Source organism: Nocardioides marinus (genome assembly GCF_013408145.1).
GTDB classification, from domain to species: domain Bacteria; phylum Actinomycetota; class Actinomycetes; order Propionibacteriales; family Nocardioidaceae; genus Nocardioides; species Nocardioides marinus.
This window is the reverse complement of record NZ_JACBZI010000001.1, coordinates 2020959-2038637: the sequence shown is the minus strand read 5'-3', so window position 1 is coordinate 2038637 and position 17679 is coordinate 2020959. Positions and strand designations below refer to the sequence as shown.

The following is a 17679-nucleotide window of genomic DNA, read 5'->3' as shown; positions in this document are numbered from 1 at the left end:
AGAGAAGGAGACCCCTGTGAAGGTCGGCGTCCCGAAGGAAGTCAAGAACCACGAGTACCGCGTGGCCATCACGCCCATCGGCGTGCACGAGCTGACCGCGCACGGGCACGAGGTGCTGATCGAGGAGGGGGCCGGTCTCGGGTCCCAGATCACCGACGAGGAGTTCGTCGCCGCCGGTGCACGCATCCTCAGCACCGCCGACGACGTGTGGGCCACCGCCGAGATGGTCCTGAAGGTCAAGGAGCCGGTCTCGGAGGAGTACCACCGGATGCGGGAGGGGCAGACCCTCTTCACCTACCTCCACCTTGCCGCGGACAAGCCGCTGACCACCGAGCTGCTGGACCGGAAGGTCACCGGCATCGCCTACGAGACCGTCCAGCTCGACAACGGCTCGCTGCCGCTGCTGTACCCGATGTCGGAGGTCGCCGGCTGCCTGGCGCCCCAGGTCGGGGCGCACGCGCTGCTCAAGGCCCAGGGCGGCCGGGGCGTGCTGCTCGGCGGCGTCGGCGGCGTGGCGAACGCCAAGGTCGTCATCATCGGGGCCGGTGTCTCGGGCCAGAACGCCGCCAACATCGCCCTCGGCATGGGAGCCGACGTCACGCTGCTCGACACCGACCTGGACAAGCTGCGGATGTCGTTCTGGCGCTACAACAACCAGGTGCACGGCCTCGCGTCCTCGAAGCTGGCCATCGAGCAGCACGTGAAGACCGCCGACATGGTGATCGGCGCGGTGCTGATCCCCGGGGCGGCTGCCCCCAAGCTGGTCACCAACGACCTGGTGGCGCAGATGAAGCCGGGCTCGGTCCTCGTCGACATCGCGGTGGACCAGGGTGGCTGCTTCGAGGACACCCGCGCCACCACGCACTCCGACCCCACCTACCAGGTGCACCAGTCGACCTTCTACTGCGTGGCCAACATGCCCGGCGCGGTCCCCACCACCTCGACCTACGCGCTGACCAACGCGACGCTGCCCTACACCGTGGCGCTGGCCAACAAGGGGTGGCGCCAGGCCCTGGCCGACGACGCCAGCCTCGCCAAGGGCCTCAACACCCACGCCGGCACGCTGACCAACAAGCCGGTCGGTGAGGCGGTCGGGATCGACGCCGTGGACCCGGAGACCGTCCTGGCGTGACGGCCCCCACCATGACCGGGGCACCCGGAGCCGTCGACCGGGCGGTGCGCACCTACCTCGACCACCTCGCGGTCGAGCGCGGTGTCGCCGCCAACACCCTCTCCTCCTACCGGCGCGACCTGCGGCGCTACCGGGGCTACCTGGACGAGCGCGGCATCGCCGACCTCGCCCAGGTCGGGGAGAGCCTGGTCGCCGACTTCCTGGTCCGCCTGCGGGAGGGGGACGCCGACCACCCGGCGCTCTCCTCGACCTCGGCGGCCCGCACCCTGGTCGCGGTGCGCGGGTTCCACCGGTTCGCCGTGGCCGACGGCCTGGTCGAGCACGACCCGGCTGCCGGCGTACGCCCCCCGCAGCCGGCGAAGCGACTGCCCAAGGCGCTGCCGCTCTCCGACGTCGAGGCGATCCTCGACGCGGCCGGCTCGCCCGGCACGACGCTGGCGCTGCGCGACCGCGCCCTGCTCGAGGTGCTCTACGGCACCGGTGCCCGTATCTCCGAGGCGGTCGGTCTCGACGTCGACGACCTCGACATCGACCCGGCCACCGGCCAGGGGACGGTCCTGCTGCGCGGCAAGGGGGGCAAGCAGCGGCTGGTGCCGGTCGGGTCGTTCGCGCTGGAGGCGGTCGACGCCTACCTCGTCCGCGCCCGGCCCGAGCTGGCGTCCTCGGCGTCCGGTGAGGGGCCCCGGGGGGCGATGTTCCTCAACGCCCGCGGTGGCCGGCTCTCGCGGCAGTCGGCGTGGACGGTCCTCACCCGGGCGGCCGAGCGGGCGGGCATCACCCGCGAGGTCTCCCCGCACACGCTGCGCCACTCCTTCGCCACCCACCTGCTCGACGGCGGTGCCGACGTCCGTGTCGTGCAGGAGCTGCTGGGCCACGCGTCGGTGACCACGACGCAGGTCTACACCCTGGTCACCGTCGACAACCTGCGCGAGGTCTTCGCCACCGCGCACCCCCGCGCCCGGTGAGCGCCCACACCTGGCCGCCGGCCGGCTCGAGCCCCGACGAGGTGTACGCCGCCGTCACGGCGTACGCCGCCTCGCGCGGGCTGGAGCTCTACCCCCACCAGGACGAGGCGGTCATCGAGCTGCTCGCCGGGTCGAACGTCGTGCTGGCGACCCCCACGGGGTCGGGGAAGTCCCTGGTGGCACTCGCCGCCCACGCGGCGGCGCTCGCGAGCGACCGGGTCAGCTTCTACACCGCGCCGATCAAGGCCCTGGTGAGCGAGAAGTTCTTCGACCTGTGCCAGGTCTTCGGTGCCGAGGACGTCGGCATGCTCACCGGCGACGCGGCGGTCAACCCCGACGCCCCGATCATCTGCTGCACCGCCGAGATCCTGGCCAACCTCACCCTGCGCGAGGGTCGCGCCGCGGACGTGGGGCTCGTGGTGATGGACGAGTTCCACTACTACGGCGAGGCCGACCGGGGCTGGGCGTGGCAGGTGCCGCTGCTGGAGCTGCCCGACGCCCAGTTCCTGCTGATGTCGGCCACGCTGGGCGACACCTCCGAGCTGCGCGAGGACCTCACGACGCGCACCGGCCGCGAGTCGGTGCTGGTCGACCAAGCCGAACGGCCGGTGCCGTTGTCGTTCACCTGGTCCCTGGACCCGATGCCGGACAAGCTCGAGGAGCTGGTCACCACGGGGCAGGCGCCGGTCTACGTCGTGCACTTCACCCAGAAGGACGCCGTCGAGCACGCCACCTCGCTGCTCAACGCGGGCTGGGTCTCGGCCGCGGTGTCGAAGGAGCGCAAGGCGGAGCTGGCCGAACGGATGGCGGGGGTGCGCTTCGCCGCCGGCTTCGGCAAGACGCTCGGCAAGCTGCTGCGCCGGGGGATCGGTGTCCACCACGCCGGCATGCTGCCGCGGTACCGCCGGCTCGTCGAGCAGCTGGCGCAGGCGGGGCTGCTGCAGGTCATCTGCGGCACCGACACCCTCGGGGTGGGCATCAACGTGCCGATCCGCACGGTGCTGTTCACCGGCCTGGCGAAGTTCGACGGCAACCGCTCGCGGGTGCTGCGCACGCGGGAGTTCCTCCAGATCGCCGGACGGGCGGGCCGCGCGGGCTACGACACCTCGGGCTTCGTGGTGGTGCAGGCTCCCGAGCACGTCATCGAGAACGAGAAGGCCAAGGCCAAGGCCGCCGAGCGGGTGGCCGCGGGGAAGAAGAAGAGCAAGGCGCAGCTGAAGAAGCCGCCCGAGGGCACCGTGGTGTGGACCGAGGCGACCTTCGAGAAGCTGGTCGCCGGTGAGCCGGAGCCTCTGGTGCCCCGGATGCGCGTGGACAACGCGATGCTGCTCAACGTCGTGTCGCGTGAGGAGGACGCCTTCCCCGTGCTGCGACGGCTGCTCACCGAGAACCACGAGCCCCGTCGTCAGCAGCTGCGGCTGGCCCGGCGGGCGCTGCGGCTGGCGCGCTCGTTGGTGGCCTCCGGTGTGCTGGAGCGCCTCGACGAGCCTGACGAGCACGGCCGGCGCTACGTGGTCGGGGTCGACCTGCCGGCCGACTTCGCGCTCAACCAGCCGCTGGCCCACTTCGCGCTGGCCGCCCTCGACGTGCTCGACCCCGAGGCCGAGACCTACGTGCTCGACGTGGTGTCGGTGATCGAGGCGGTGCTCGAGGCGCCCCGTCAGGTGCTGATGGCCCAGCAGTTCGCCGCCCGGGGGGAGGCCGTCGCCGAGATGAAGGCCGACGGCCTGGAGTACGACGAGCGGATGGCGCTGCTGGAGGAGATCACCTGGCCGCAGCCGCTGGCCGAGCTGCTGGGCGCGACGTACGAGATCTACCGGCAGTCCCACCCCTGGCTGCCCGAGGACCTGCTCACCCCGAAGTCCGTGGTGCGCGAGATGTGGGAGCAGGGGATGTCGTTCACCGACGTCGTCTCCCGCTACCAGCTCGCGCGCTCCGAGGGACTGGTGCTGCGCTACCTCACCGATGCCTACCGCACGCTGCGCCAGACGGTGCCCGAGCAGCACCGCACCGAGGAGCTGGAGCTGCTCGTGGACTGGTTGGGGGAGACGGTCCGGCAGACCGACTCCTCGCTGCTCGACGAGTGGGAGTCCCTCACCGATCCCGAGGGCGCCCTGGCGAGGCTTGGGTCGGAGCTGACGTCGGCCCACGCCCCACCGCCACCGCCGCGGCCGCTGTCCCAGCAGGGCCGCGCCTTCGAGGTGATGGTGCGCAACGCGATGTTCCGTCGCGTGGAGCTCGTCGCCCGCGACGACCTGGACGGGCTGATGGCCCTGGAGCGGGCGGCCGCGGACCGCACCGAGCCGCCGCGCGAGGTGCTGATGACCCGCTCGGCCTGGGACGAGGCGATCGAGGCCTACTACGACGACCACGACTCGGTGGACATGGGTCCCGACGCCCGGGCTCCGCAGCTGCTGGTGCGCCAGCCCGACAAGGACGAGGACACCGGTGCCCGGGTGCTGCGGGTGCGCCAGACCGTCCACGACCCCGCCGGGGACCACGACTGGGTCATCGACGCGGTCGCCGACCTGGACGCGACCGACGCGGTGGGCGAGCTGGTCATGCCGACAGTGGCCTTCCACCGGCTGTGAGCCACCGCCCGACCGGCGCGCACCAGACGGGCTAGAGGCAGAAGCCGGCAGGGCAGGAACGCAGCCACCGGGGGCCGCCGGCGAGCGAGGAGATCTGCTTGCTCCCGGCCCCGGGGTACCCCGCGTCGTCGAACCACAGCATCGCCCACAGGGGCCGCAGGTCCCGGGACGACAGGGACCGGGACACCGCCCTGCTGATCACCCGGGGGTTCCACGACCCGTCGCTCCCGTGCGGGCCGACCTCGGTGAGCGCCATCCGCGGCACCCGGTCGAGCGCGGCGACCTCGCGGTACCCGGCCAGGCCGAGGCGGTCAGCGGTGACCCGACGGGCGTCGCGGGCCGAGGCCCTGCGAGAGGGCTGCTCGGGGTCGTAGGAGTCCAGCCCGGCCAGGTCGATGCGGGCCGGGACGAGCGGGACGGGGTCGCGCACGCCGACGGTGTCCAGGTTGAACGAGTAGGCCCACAGCACGTTGTGCACCCCCGCCTGCGCCGCTCGGGCCTGCACCCGCGTCCACAGCCGGCGATAGGTGGCGCGGTCGGGCTTGCCCCACCAGAAGAAGCCGCCGTTGGCCTCGTGGAAGGGCCTGAGCACGACCGGCGTGCGCGGGAAACGACCGCCGTCGCCGTCCTGGAAGCGCGCCAGCAGCGCCATCTTCGCCTCGAAGTCGGCCCAGAACGCCTGCGCTTCGGGGGTGCTGTCGTCGAGGAGGCTGCCGACGTCGCGCCAGGAGCGGTCGGTGAACGGACCTCCGGTCCCCGGGTTGGTGGCGTGCCACGAGGCGACCAGGACGGCGCCGTCCCGGGCACGGGCCAGGAGGTCGTCGAGGACCTCCTGGCCGAAGGGGTACTCGTAGCCGAAGGACCGGTCGAGTTCCTCGAGGTCGAAGCCGATGACCGGCACGGGAGCGTCCAGGGAGTCCAGCGGAGCGCCCCAGTCCTGCGAGGAGGCGTTCACCTGCTGCCCCACGCCGACCATCCGGGCGCGACGCCAGTTGTCGAGCCGTGCGGCCAGGCAGATCGCCTCGCCCGTGGCGTCCGGGTCCACCGGTGCGACCCGCGGGCGGCAGTGGGTCTGGGGGTTGATCCGCAGCGCGCGACTGGGTGAGGCGGCATCCGCCTGGGCCTCGGTCTGGTCGGCCACCACCCGGAGCCGCCTGGTCGCCACCTCACGCTCCCCGAGTCCGGGCTGGTCGGTGTCGACCGCCAGGAGTGCGCGCCCCTGCCCGTCGCTGGTCGCGCGGTCGACCTCGACCCAGACGCCGTCGGGGCCCTGCTGCTCCAGCCGGACCTCCAGGCCCGGCTGGGCCGGCTCGACCAGGCCCAGCACCGAGGCGGGCTCACCCGCCCTCACCCGGGAAGGCAGCAGCCGCAGGTCGACGGTGGCCGCCCCGGCCCGCCGCTGGTCGGGGTGGCCAGACGTGGCGTCGGCGACGGCGTAGGTCGTCGGCAGGGCGGCCAGGACCAGGGTGGTGATCGTGAGCGCGCACGTCCGGGCGCGCGGGAACGTCGGGAGCACGCGAGCACCTTGGCAGGCCCGCGCCGCGCTCCGGAACGGCTGTGGAGGAACTGTTGACGAGATGAGGAGGCGCGGAGGGGACGGGCGGCCCCGGGCGTCCCCGCAGCGAATCGTCCGGGCGGTCGGCGCGGCCGTAGAATCCTGCGGTGAAGCACGTCTCGACCGTCGCCTACTTCGCCGACGACACCACGCGGGTCTACCAGCTCATGCAGTGGCTCCCTGTCCTCGAGGTCCTCGACGGGGCCCACCCCACGGCCGTCGTGGTCCGCGACCCCTCGGTCGCCGAGGTCCTGCGCGAGCGCACCAGCCTCGAGGTGCTGCTCGCCCCCGGCTTCCCCGAGCTGCGTGCCCTCTATGCCCGCCTCGACGCCAAGGTGGTGCTCTATTGCAACAACTCGATGCTGAACTTCCAGTCGCTGCTGGAGTCGAGGATGCTGCACCTGCACGTCGGGCACGGTGAGAGCGACAAGCAGTCGATGGCCAGCAACAACGCCAAGGCCTACGACCGGGTGCTCGTGGCGGGGGAGGCGGCCGTGCAGCGGCACCTGGCGGCCCTGATGGAGCTGGACGCGACCCGGCTGGTGCGCGTGGGCCGGCCGCAGCTCGACGTACCGCGGGAGCCGGTGCTGGCGCCGTCCGGGCGTCGCACCGTGCTCTACGCCCCGACCTGGGAGGGCGACGCGGACTACAACGACTACACCTCCGTCGACGTCATGGGCGCCGGGATCGTCGAGCAGCTGCTGTCGGTGCCCGACGTCCGCGTGGTCTACAAGCCGCACCCCAAGGTGGTCACGAGCCGTCGGCCCGCCGTGCGGGAGGGGCACCACGCCGTGCTCGCGGCCATCACCGCGGCGTCTCTGCAGGACCCCGCGGCCGGGCACCTCTCGCTGACCACCGCCGACGTGCTCGCCGTGATGACCGACTGCGACGCCATCGTCACCGACGTCTCCTCGGTGGGCCTGGACTGGCTCTACCTGCGCACCGAGAAGCCGCTGGTGCTCACCGACAAGCACGCCGACCCGGAGCGACTGCGCGAGGAGGTGCCCGTCAGCCGGTGCGCCGACGTGGTGACCCCGGGCGACGTCCCCGCACTCGGGGCGCTGGTCGCCGACCGGCTCGAGCGAGACGAGCACCACCTGGCCCGGGTCGCCATGCGGCACCACTACTTCGACGACCTGGCGGTCGGGGACAGCACGACCCGGTTCCTGGCCCTGGTCGAGGAGATGGTCGTGCTGCGCGACCGGCTGCTCGGCGTCACCCCGCTGGACCAGGGGCCGGCCGAGATCACCGCCTAGGCTCCTGGCATGAGCGAGCCCAGTCAGTCCTCGGTGTCCGGCGAGGTCGAGGTCCGGCACGAACCCGAGCGGTCCCGGTGGGCTGCGTACGTCGAGGGTCGCGAGGCGGGCTTCGCCGAGTACGTCCTGGTCGAGGACCCGCCGCGCATCGTGTTCCCGCACACCGTCACCGACCCGGCGTACGGCGGGCGGGGGATCGCCTCGCAGGTGGTGGCCGCCGCACTCGCGCAGGTCCGCGCGGACGGTGACCGGCAGGTGGTCCCGCAGTGCTCGTTCGTGGCCCGCTACGTCGAGCAGCACCCCGAGCTCGCCGACCTTGTGGCCGACCCCTCGGGCACCTAGAGTCACGGCCCAGCGCCTCCGTTGCTTTGTCGACTTGGGGGCCGGGTGAGGAGACCTTCGTGACCGATGGTGGGATGGCCCCTGTGAGCGATCCGCTGCCTTTCGACGGTCCTGCCCCGCTGGGTCCGACCGGACGCCCGATGCCCGTCCTGCCCGAGCCGACGCCGCTCACCGAGCACGGCGGCGCCCGGGTCATCGCCATGTGCAACCAGAAGGGCGGCGTGGGCAAGACCACGACCACCATCAACCTGGGTGCCTCGCTGGCGGAGTTCGGTCGCAAGGTGCTGCTGGTGGACTTCGACCCGCAGGGATCGCTGTCGGTCGGCCTCGGGCTGAACCCCCACGAGATGGACTTCACCGTCTACAACCTGCTGATGGAGCGGGACGTGGCGCTGGAGGAGGTGGTGGTCCCCTCCGGCGTGCCCGGGATGGACCTGCTGCCCTCCAACATCGACCTCTCGGCGGCCGAGGTGCAGCTGGTGCACGAGGTCGCCCGCGAGCAGACGCTGCAGCGGGTGCTCCAGCCGGCGCTGGCGGAGTACGACGTCATCCTCATCGACTGCCAGCCCTCCCTGGGCCTGCTGACCGTCAACGCCCTGACCGCCTCCGACGGCGTGATCGTGCCGCTGGAGTGCGAGTACTTCGCGCTGCGCGGCGTGGCCCTGCTCAAGACCACGATCGACAAGGTCCGCGAGCGGTTGAACCCCAAGCTCGAGATCGACGGCGTGCTCGGCACGATGTTCGACGGCCGGACCCTGCACTCCCGCGAGGTGATGGAGCGCCTGGTCCAGGCGTGGGGCGACAAGGTCTTCCACACCGTCATCCGCCGCACCGTGAAGTTCTCCGACTCCACCGTCGCGGGCGAGCCGATCACGACCTACGCCTCGTCCTCGGCCGGTGCCGACTCCTACCGACAGCTGGCCAAGGAGGTGCTCGCCCGGTGGCGCGACGGGTGAGCATCCCCACCGCGGACGACCTGTTCCGGCCCACCGCGGCCCAGCAGGCCGCGGCGGAGGGTGCCGCGGCGCCCGAGCAGCCCGTGACGGACGAGAAGGCCGAGAAGGCCGAGAAGACCCCCGCGCGGCCGAGCGGCCGGGTCCGCCACGACGAGAAGATGACCGTCTACCTGTCCTCGGCGGAGCTGATGGCCATCGAGCAGGCCCGGCTGCGGTTGCGCGGGGAGCACGGCCTGGGCATCGACCGGGGCCGACTGGTGCGTGAGGCGGTCGCGATGGTCCTGGCCGACTTCGAGGAGCACGGGGAGTCCAGCGACCTGGTGACCCGGCTGGTGCAGGAGTGAGCAGCGGCGTCGACGAGGTCGCGCCCGCCGAGCCGGGCACCGGCTTCGCCGTACGCCTGGACAACTTCGAGGGCCCCTTCGACCTGCTGCTCCAGCTGATCTCCAAGCACAAGCTCGACATCACCGAGGTGTCCCTGTCTCGGGTCACCGACGAGTTCATCGCGCACGTCAAGGCGATCGCGCGGGCCGAGGCCAGCCAGGACGGGGCGCAGGGTGGCGCCCGGGGCGTCGACGACCTCGAGGAGACCACGTCCTTCCTGCTGGTCGCCGCGACCCTGCTCGACCTCAAGGCGGCACGCCTGCTGCCGCAGGGCGACGTCGAGGACGAGGAGGACCTCGCCCTCCTGGAGGCCCGCGACCTGCTCTTCGCCCGGCTCCTGCAGTACCGCGCGTTCAAGCAGGTCGCCGGAGTCCTCGAGCAGCGGCTGGCCGACGAGGCCCGTCGGCACCCCCGTGCGGTGGGCATGGAGGAGCGCTTCGCGTCGCTGCTGCCGGAGGTGCTCATCGGCATCGGCCTGCAGCAGTTCGCCCAGCTCGCCGCCCGGGCGCTGGCGCCCAAGCCGGTGCTGGAGCTCCCCACCCACCACATCCACGCCCCGGCGGTCTCGGTGCGCGAGCAGGCGGCCATCGTCGTCGACCGGCTGCGCCGCGCCCAGACGCTGACCTTCCGCTCGTTGGTCAAGGACAGCCCGGACACGCTCACGACGGTGGCGCGGTTCCTCTCGCTGCTGGAGCTGTTCCGCGAGGGCGCGGTCGCCTTCGACCAGGTGACCCCGCTCGGCGAGCTCACCGTGCGGTGGACCGGGGACGAGGACACCGAGGCCGAGGACCTCGTGACCGACGAGTTCGACGGGGCGCCCCAGCCCTCCGACCCGCCCGAGCCCGAGGAGGGCCCTGATGAGTGAGTCCACCGAGGAGACGCTCGACGTCCCGGTCGCCGCGCTGCGCCCGTGCCTAGAGGCGGTGCTGATGGTGGCCGACCAGCCCCTGGACGCCGTGACCCTGGCCACCGCCGTGGGCCACCCGGTCGAGGACGTCGTGGCTGGGCTCCAGCTGCTCGCCGAGCAGTACGCCGAGGACGACCGCGGCTTCGAGCTGCGCCACGTCGCGGGCGGCTGGCGCTACTACACGCGCGAGGAGTACGCGCACGTCGTCGAGGCCTTCGTGCTGGACGGGCAGCAGGCCCGGCTGACGCAGGCGGCGCTGGAGACGCTGGCCGTGGTCGCCTACCGCCAGCCGGTCTCCCGGGCGAGGGTCTCGGCGATCCGCGGCGTCAACGTGGACGGCGTCATGCGCACGCTGCTGACCCGCGGCCTGGTCGAGGAGGCCGGCACCGACGCCGAGACCGGCGCGCACCTCTACCGCACGACCGGCTACTTCCTCGAGCGGATCGGGATCACCGGCCTCGACGAGCTGCCCGAGCTCGCGCCGTACCTCCCCGAGCTCGACGACATGGAGGAGGAGCTGAGCGCCCTGGTGACCCCCGCGAGCACCCAGCCGGACACCCAGAACACCACGGAGGAGCCTGCGTGAGCGGCCCGGAGATCCCCACCGACGACGAGGGCCTGGTCCGGCTGCAGAAGCTGCTGGCGATGTCCGGGGTGGCCTCGCGACGCAAGTGCGAGGAGCTGATGCTGGCCGGCGAGGTCGTGGTGGACGGCGAGGTAGTCACCCGGCTCGGCACGAAGGTCGACCCGACCCGCGCGGTGATCCGCGTCCAGGGTCGCCGGCTGCCACCGGTCTCCCCGCACGTCTACCTGGTGCTCAACAAGCCGCGTGGCGTGGTGTCGACGATGTCGGATCCCGAGGGGCGCCGTTGCCTCGGTGACGTGGTGGCCCACCGGCCGGAGCGGCTCTTCCACGTGGGCCGGCTGGACACCGACACCTCGGGGCTGCTGCTGCTGACCAACGACGGCGACTTCGCCCAGCGGATGGCCCACCCCTCCTACGAGGTCGACAAGACCTACGTCGCGGAGGTCGAGGGCGAGGTGTTCCCCCGGACCCTCAAGCAGCTCAAGGAGGGCGTCGAGCTCGACGACGGCCCTGTCGCCGTCAGCAGCGTCAAGGTGGTGGCCGGCCGGCACGGCCGCAACCACCCGGGACGCACGGTGGTCGAGCTGGTCATCCACGAGGGCCGCAACCGCATCGTGCGTCGGCTGCTGGCCCACGTCGGCCACCCGGTCCTCCAGCTGACCCGCACCCGCATCGGGCCGGTGCAGCTGGGTCGGCTCGGGTCGGGGGAGCTGCGCGACCTCGGTCACGACGAGCTCGGCCTGCTGCTGGACAGCGCGCAGCTGTGAGGCCCCGGGGTCAGTAGCCTGACCCCGCACACCACAGCGACGAGGGAAGGACACACCGTGGCGGTTCGGGCCATCCGGGGAGCGACGCAGCTCGAGGAGGACGTGCGTGACCACATGCTCGAGCGGGTCGCGGAGATGGTCACCGACGTCATGGAGGCCAACGACCTCGAGGTCGACGACTTCATCTCGGTGATCTTCACCGCGACCAGCGACCTGGTCTCGGAGTTCCCGGCGTACGCCGCGCGACGGCTGGGCTTCGGGGAGATCCCGCTGCTGTGCGCCCGCGAGCTGGAGATCGACGGCTCGATGCCGCGCTGCGTGCGGATGATGGCGCACGTCGAGACCGACCTGCCGCGTGCCGACATCACCCACGTCTACCTCCACGGTGCGGCCGCCCTGCGCTCGGACCTCACCCGCGTGCGCTCGGTGCCCGACGGCGATGAGTGAGCGATGAGTGAGCAGCGCCAGCGGGGCGAGTGGCTCACCGGCCCCGTCCTGGTGGTCGGCGCGGGACTGCTCGGCACCTCGGTGGGCCTGGCCTGCCGCCGGTCCGGGCTCGAGGTGCTGCTGAGCGACCTCGCGGTCGAGCACGTGCGCACGGCGTCGGGGATGGGCGCCGGGCGGGCCCTCGCCGAGGGCGACGTGCCCCAGCTCGTGGTGGTCGCCGTGCCGCCGGACCACCTGGGTGCGGCCGTGGCCGCCGCGCTGGAGGCGCACCCCGAGGCCGTGGTCACCGACGTGGGCAGCGTCAAGACCGGGCCGTGGCGGGCCGTCGCCGACAGCCCGTCCTGCGACCGGTACGTCGGCGGCCACCCGATGGCCGGGAGCGAGCGCTCCGGCCCACTGGCCGCCTCGGCGTCGCTGTTCGACGGCCGGCCCTGGGCGATCACCCCGCACCGCGACAGCCGGCCGGTCGCCGTGGAGGTCGTGGAGGACCTGGTGCGGTTGTGCGGCGGCGTGCCGGTGTGGCTGACGCCGGAGGAGCACGACCGTGCGGTGGCCCGCACCAGCCACGTCCCGCACCTGCTGTCCGTCCTGGCCGCCTCGCGGCTGGCCGAGGGCCCGGAGAACCACCTGGCGCTGTCGGGGCAGGGCGTGCGTGACGTCACCCGGGTGGCCGCAGGGGACCCGCGGCTGTACAGCCAGATCGTCGGCGCCAACTCCGCCGCCGTCCTGGACCTGCTGACGGAGGTCCGTGCGCAGCTGGACAGCGTCATCGCCGCAGTGGGGGCGGGGGACCGCGCCGGGCTGGAGGACCTGCTCGCGACCGGCGTCGCCGGCACCCGGGTCATCCCCGCCAAGCATGGTGGGCCGGCGCGACCGATGCGGTCGGTCTGGGTCTCGGTGCCCGACCACCCCGGGGAGCTCGCGCGGCTGCTGGCCGACGCGGTGGACTCCGAGGTCAACGTCGAGGACATCCGCATCGACCACGACCCGGGTCGGCCGGTCGGTCTGGTCGAGCTGGTCGTCGAGGACAGCCGGGCCGAGCACCTGCTGGGCTCTCTGGAGTCTCGCGGTTGGGAGACTCACCGGTAGGCTGCGGCCCCGTGAGCGAGACCCAGAACCCCTCCCACCACGACCGGACCTCCGGGCTCGTGGTGGCCGTGGACGGAACCTCCGGCTCGGGGAAGTCGAGCACCTGCCGGGCGGTGGCGAGCCGTCTGGGCCTGGCCTACCTCGACACCGGTGCGATGTACCGGGCGATGACCTGGTGGATGCTCGAGCACGGTGTGGACGTCCACGACGCCGCGGCCGTGGCCCTGCGCAGCGGCGAGGCGACGATCGTCTCCGGCACCGACCCGACCGCCCCGACGATCCGCGTCGACGGCACGGACGTGTCCGGGCCGATCCGAGGCGAGGCCGTGACGGGTGCGGTGTCGCCGGTCGCCACCGTCCGCGAGGTGCGTGAGCAGATGGTGGCGCTGCAGCGCGCCATCATCGCCGAGGCGACGACCACCGGCCGCGGCATCGTGGTCGAGGGTCGCGACATCGCCAGCCACGTGGCGCCGGACGCCCAGGTGAAGGTCTATCTGACCGCTGACCCCGCGGCTCGCGCCGCGCGCCGCGCGGCCGAGGAGGGTGGCAGCGACCTGGCGGCCACCGAGGCGGTGCTGCGCAGCCGTGACGAGATCGACTCGGGTCGCGAGACCTCGCCGCTGACGATGGTCGACGGCGCCGCGCACATCGACTCCACCCACCTCACCCTCGACCAGGTCATCGAGGAGGTCGTGACGCTGGTCCGGGCGGCGGAGGTGCGGGCGTGAGCTCCCACCTCGAGTTGCCGCGCACCGACACGGTGCGCCACCCCAGGCGCTACCTCCTCGAGCCGCTGCGACCCGTGGCCCGGTGGATCCTGCGGCGCCGGTACGACGTCGTCGTGCACGGCGCGGAGCGGGTCCCGGCCTCGGGGCCGGTCGTGTTCGCGGCCAACCACACCGGCGTCATCGACGGTCCGCTGCTGGCGATCTTCGCGCCGCGACCGGTCCACGCGCTGACCAAGATCGAGATGTTCAGCGGCCGGCTGGGCACCTTCCTGCTGCACGCCGGGCAGGTGCCGCTGGACCGTTTCCAGACCGACGTCGCCGCGGTGCGGTCCTGCCTGCGGGTGCTGCGCGAGGGACGTGCGATCGGCATCTTCCCCGAGGGCCGTCGCGGCTCGGGGGAGCTCGAGAGGTTCCACCGCGGCGCGGCCTACTTCGCACTGGCCGCCGGCGCCACGGTGGTGCCGGTGAGCTTCTTCGGCACCCGCGAGCCGGGTGCGCCCAGCGGCTCGCTCCCGCCCCGCGGGGCCCGCCTGGACGTGGTGGTCGGCCAGCCCGTCGGCGTACCCGCCCAGGCGTGGCCGCGCACCAGGGAACAGGTCGAGGTCACCTCGCGTTCCCTGTGGGAGCACATGCGCGCGGAGCTCGACGCCGCGCGCCGTCTGACAGGTCGAGACCTGCCGGGGCCGTTGCCCCCGGGCGACCTGGAGCGCGACCCCGCGACCGGGGTCGTCCGCCTTCCCGAAGCACCCGACACAGGAGCACCATGACCGAGCAGTCCGACCAGCCCCTCGACGCGACGCCCGGTGGTGACGCTCGGGTGCCCGTGCTGGCCATCGTGGGACGCCCCAACGTCGGCAAGTCCACCCTGGTCAACCGCATCATCGGCCGCCGGGAGGCGGTCGTGGAGGACGTCCCCGGGGTCACCCGCGACCGGGTGCCCTACGAGGCGTCCTGGAACGGCCGCGCGTTCACCGTCGTCGACACCGGAGGCTGGGACCCCGATGCCCGTGGCATGGCGCAGCGGATCGCCGGCCAGGCCGAGATCGCGATCTCGCTGGCCGACGCGGTGCTCTTCGTCGTCGACGCCGCCGTCGGCATCACCGACGCCGACGAGGCGGTCGTGCGGATCCTGCGCAAGGCCGACAAGCCGGTCGTCCTGGCGGCCAACAAGGTCGACGACGCACGCACCGAGGCCGAGGCCTACTCGCTGTGGAACCTGGGGCTGGGGGAGCCCTACCCCGTCTCGGCCCTGCACGGCCGCGGCTCGGGCGACATGCTCGACGCGATCCTCAAGGCTCTGCCGGAGACGCCGCCGGAGTCCGAGGCGGAGGTCGGCGGGCCGCGCCGCATCGCGATCGTCGGCCGCCCGAACGTCGGCAAGTCCTCGCTGCTGAACAAGCTGGCGGGGGAGGACCGGGTCGTCGTCGACAACGTGGCCGGCACCACCGTCGACCCCGTCGACGAGCTGGTCGAGCTCGGGGGACGCACCTGGCGCTTCATCGACACCGCCGGCATCCGCAAGCGCGTGAAGTCCGCCTCTGGGCACGAGTACTACGCCTCGTTGCGCACGGCCACCGCCATCGACCGCGCCGAGGTGGCGGTGCTGGTGCTGGACGCCCAGCAGAACATCTCCGAGCAGGACGTGCGCATCCTGCAGACCGTGCGCGAGGCCGGGCGGGCGCTGGTGATCGCGTTCAACAAGTGGGACCTCGTCGACGAGGAGCGCCGCCACTACCTCGAGCGCGAGATCGAGCGCGAGCTCGTGCAGGTGCAGTGGGCGCCACGGATCAACGTCACCGCCCGCACCGGCTGGCACATCGACCGGCTCGTGCCGGCGCTGGACCGCGCCCTGGAGGGCTGGGAGACCCGGATCGGCACCGGCGCCCTGAACACCTTCCTGGGGCGTCTGGTGGCCGAGCACCCGCACCCGGTGCGCAGCGGCAAGCAGCCCAAGGTGCTCTTCGGGACGCAGGCCACCACCGCGCCGCCGACGTTCATCCTGTTCACCTCCGGCAAGCTCGACGCGGCCTACGAGAGGTACATCGAGCGTCGTCTGCGCGAGGAGTTCGGCTTCATCGGCACCCCGATCATCCTGCAGCAGCGCCCGCGGGAGAAGCGCAAGCGCTGAGCCCGTGCCCCGATTCCGGGGTCGGGAGCACGCTGTTGTAGTGTTCACGCGCCGCGAGGTCGCGATCCGACCGACCGGCGTTCGGGCTGTGGCGCAGCTTGGTAGCGCACCTGACTGGGGGTCAGGGGGTCGCAGGTTCAAATCCTGTCAGCCCGACCGAACCGAAACAGCGTCTGACCTGCGGAAACGCGGGTCAGACGCTGTTCTGTTTCTGGTTGCGTGCAACAAGCGTGCAACAGTGGAACAGTCGTGAGAGGCATCCGCATCTGGCTCCCCTCTGTGTCAAGACACCTTCGGCAGGGGCGTTCTAGGCTGGTCGGAGACGGGCCCCGGAGTGGCTTGTCCGAAGAGCCGGTGTGGGGGTTGTGAGCCGGTCGCGCTGGAGTCAGAGTCGCTACCTCGTTGCCCTCCCGGGCCCGTCGCCTTCGCTCGCATGGCGTCGTCGAGCATGGTCCGATAGACGATGTTCGAGAGCCGTCGCTTCAGTGCACGCATGGCTTCCATCGAGGTCTTGCCGTCGCGCTTGCGGCGGTCGAAGTAGGCGCGGCCTTCGGTGTCGTTGCGCAGCTGGACGGTGGCCATGATGTGCAGCACCCGGTTGATCTGTCGGTTGCCAGCCCGCGATAGCCGATGCCGGACCTGGTCACCGGAGGAGGCGTCGATGGGTGCGGTGCCGTTCCAGGACGCGAAGTGCTCGCGGTTAGGGAAGCGGGTGATGTCGCCGACCTCGACCAGCAGCCGCGCGGCTCCTGAGGGGCCGATGCCGTGCAGGTCCATCAACGTCGTGCCCGTCGCGGCGAGCAGCTCCTTGAGCTCCTTGTCTGCGGCCTTCTTCCGCGCGTAGACCCGCTCCAGGTCAGCGATGAGTTCGGCGGCGACGCGGCGGCGTGCCTTTCCCACGGTGTCGCGCGGACGGACCTTGGCCAGCAGCGCCTTGGCTTGCGCGGCGGAGAGGTCCTTTTTCGCGCCACCGGGGATCAGCTCCAGCAGCAGCTGGTGGAGCTGGGAGATCATCCGCGTGTGGTCATCGCCCAGTGAGCTGCGGCGGTCGACCAGGAGCCGCAGCACCGCGAGCTGCTCGTCGTGGACCACCGGACGCAGCCCGGCCATCCGGGTGCCGACCAGCGCGACGGAGTGGGCGTCGGTGGCGTCGGTCTTGCGTCCCTGACCGGTGGCGAAGACCCGCGCGCGAGCCGACAGCTTCGGCGGCACGTCGACGACCTCGTGCCCCTCGGCGATCAGCCGCATGGCGACGTGGCGACCGATGCCGTTGCAGCCCTCGATGGCCCAGACCCGGTCTGGCCACCGGGTGACGTACTCCAGCATCGAGGTGAAGCCGGCGGCGTCGGTGCCGAACCGGCCACCGCCGAGGACCTCTTCGTCAGCGGCCATGACCTCGATGGTCACCGACCGCTTGTGCGGGTCCATCCCGATCACGACCCGTGCGTCTCTTGCCTTCACTGGCCCTGTCCTCCTGCTCGATCCCTGACGGTTGTCGAGTCGGGAGGGCAACGCTGCTTCGAGCTAGGCAAACCCCTCTTGAGCCTCTCCTGACCCATTGGCGACGCCCGGGCCGCGCAGGCCAAAAGAGAGCCACACGACCAGCGTGGGCAGCCGATGAGAGAGCGACGGCCCGGACGCCTGAACCGAGCCTCGCCAGGCACCGGTCCTGAGGTCAATGGAACAAGCAGCCGATGAGCGGATGGAATTCTAGGCTTGGCTGGCAGCGTTCTAAGAAGGTGACCTTGCCTCGTCGTTCGCCCATGACGTTCGTCCGAGGGTCGCCGTTGGAGGGACGTCGCTCGCCTGCCCCTCCCTAGTGCAGTTTCGGACCGATCGTCGAGTG

Annotated in this window: 17 protein-coding genes and 1 tRNA gene; 16 read left to right on the top strand and 2 right to left on the bottom strand. The window is 72.1% G+C overall.

The window, feature by feature from the left end; translation table 11 throughout:
- Window positions 1-16 precede the first annotated feature (16 nt).
- The 3 genes from ald to BKA05_RS09700 are packed head-to-tail and all read left to right on the top strand — an operon-like array spanning window position 17 to window position 4688.
- Complete coding sequence (ald, locus tag BKA05_RS09710) at window positions 17-1132, top strand: alanine dehydrogenase (protein ID WP_179531259.1); 1116 nt, start codon at window positions 17-19, stop codon at window positions 1130-1132.
- A gap of 11 nt (window positions 1133-1143) precedes the next feature.
- Window positions 1144-2097, top strand: a complete 954-nt coding sequence (gene xerD, locus BKA05_RS09705; protein ID WP_179533100.1) for a site-specific tyrosine recombinase XerD — start codon at window positions 1144-1146, stop codon at window positions 2095-2097.
- Window positions 2094-4688, top strand: a complete 2595-nt coding sequence (locus BKA05_RS09700) for a DUF3516 domain-containing protein (RefSeq protein WP_179531258.1) — start codon at window positions 2094-2096, stop codon at window positions 4686-4688. Before xerD ends, BKA05_RS09700 begins: the two co-directional genes overlap by 4 nt.
- Window positions 4689-4719: 31 nt before the next feature.
- On the opposite strand, the gene BKA05_RS20295 is transcribed toward BKA05_RS09700, so the two are convergent.
- The gene (locus BKA05_RS20295; protein ID WP_179531257.1) at window positions 4720-6204 is read right to left on the bottom strand and encodes a glycosyl hydrolase; all 1485 of its coding nucleotides are present in this window, start codon (window positions 6202-6204) and stop codon (window positions 4720-4722) included.
- Window positions 6205-6350: 146 nt separating this feature from the next.
- On the opposite strand from BKA05_RS20295, the gene BKA05_RS09690 reads away from it, so the two are divergent.
- The 13 genes from BKA05_RS09690 to BKA05_RS09630 all read left to right on the top strand — a co-directional run bounded on the left by BKA05_RS09690 (window position 6351) and on the right by BKA05_RS09630 (window position 15989).
- Entirely contained in the window at window positions 6351-7499 is a 1149-nt protein-coding gene (locus tag BKA05_RS09690) for a CDP-glycerol glycerophosphotransferase family protein (RefSeq protein ID WP_179531256.1), read from the top strand.
- Between the two features lie 9 nt (window positions 7500-7508).
- Window positions 7509-7841 carry a GNAT family N-acetyltransferase gene (locus tag BKA05_RS09685; protein WP_179531255.1) on the top strand — a complete coding sequence of 111 codons (333 nt, stop codon included), beginning with the start codon at window positions 7509-7511 and terminating at the stop codon, window positions 7839-7841.
- A 74-nt stretch (window positions 7842-7915) separates the two neighbouring features.
- Window positions 7916-8797, top strand: a complete 882-nt coding sequence (locus BKA05_RS09680; RefSeq protein ID WP_179531254.1) for a ParA family protein — start codon at window positions 7916-7918, stop codon at window positions 8795-8797.
- Window positions 8798-8799: 2 nt separating this feature from the next.
- On the top strand, window positions 8800-9141 hold the full coding sequence (locus tag BKA05_RS09675) for a hypothetical protein (protein ID WP_415836679.1): 342 nt from the start codon (window positions 8800-8802) through the stop codon (window positions 9139-9141).
- A complete protein-coding gene (locus BKA05_RS09670) occupies window positions 9138-10046 on the top strand; it encodes a segregation/condensation protein A (protein WP_179531252.1) in 909 nt (302 codons plus the stop codon). The genes BKA05_RS09675 and BKA05_RS09670 overlap by 4 nt, the downstream gene beginning before the upstream one ends.
- Entirely contained in the window at window positions 10039-10674 is a 636-nt protein-coding gene (scpB, locus tag BKA05_RS09665; protein ID WP_179531251.1) for an SMC-Scp complex subunit ScpB, read from the top strand. The genes BKA05_RS09670 and scpB overlap by 8 nt, the downstream gene beginning before the upstream one ends.
- 59 nt (window positions 10675-10733) lie before the next feature.
- Window positions 10734-11441 carry a pseudouridine synthase gene (locus BKA05_RS09660; protein WP_218842800.1) on the top strand — a complete coding sequence of 236 codons (708 nt, stop codon included), beginning with the start codon at window positions 10734-10736 and terminating at the stop codon, window positions 11439-11441.
- A 57-nt stretch (window positions 11442-11498) separates the two neighbouring features.
- The gene (gene aroH, locus BKA05_RS09655; protein ID WP_179531249.1) at window positions 11499-11888 is read left to right on the top strand and encodes a chorismate mutase; all 390 of its coding nucleotides are present in this window, start codon (window positions 11499-11501) and stop codon (window positions 11886-11888) included.
- A gap of 3 nt (window positions 11889-11891) precedes the next feature.
- Complete coding sequence (locus tag BKA05_RS09650) at window positions 11892-12977, top strand: prephenate dehydrogenase (RefSeq protein ID WP_179531248.1); 1086 nt, start codon at window positions 11892-11894, stop codon at window positions 12975-12977.
- An 11-nt stretch (window positions 12978-12988) separates the two neighbouring features.
- Window positions 12989-13705 (top strand): (d)CMP kinase, encoded by a 717-nt coding sequence (gene cmk / locus BKA05_RS09645; protein WP_343045593.1) that lies wholly within the window; start codon window positions 12989-12991, stop codon window positions 13703-13705.
- A complete protein-coding gene (locus BKA05_RS09640; RefSeq protein WP_179531246.1) occupies window positions 13702-14472 on the top strand; it encodes a 1-acyl-sn-glycerol-3-phosphate acyltransferase in 771 nt (256 codons plus the stop codon). The genes cmk and BKA05_RS09640 overlap by 4 nt, the downstream gene beginning before the upstream one ends.
- Window positions 14469-15833 (top strand): ribosome biogenesis GTPase Der, encoded by a 1365-nt coding sequence (der, locus tag BKA05_RS09635; protein ID WP_179531245.1) that lies wholly within the window; start codon window positions 14469-14471, stop codon window positions 15831-15833. Before BKA05_RS09640 ends, der begins: the two co-directional genes overlap by 4 nt.
- Before the next feature lie 82 nt (window positions 15834-15915).
- Window positions 15916-15989 (top strand) — tRNA-Pro (locus tag BKA05_RS09630).
- Between the two features lie 126 nt (window positions 15990-16115).
- Here the strand turns inward: BKA05_RS09630 and BKA05_RS09625 are convergent.
- Window positions 16116-17294 carry an IS110 family RNA-guided transposase gene (locus BKA05_RS09625; RefSeq protein ID WP_218842385.1) on the bottom strand — a complete coding sequence of 393 codons (1179 nt, stop codon included), beginning with the start codon at window positions 17292-17294 and terminating at the stop codon, window positions 16116-16118.
- Window positions 17295-17679: the final 385 nt, after the last annotated feature.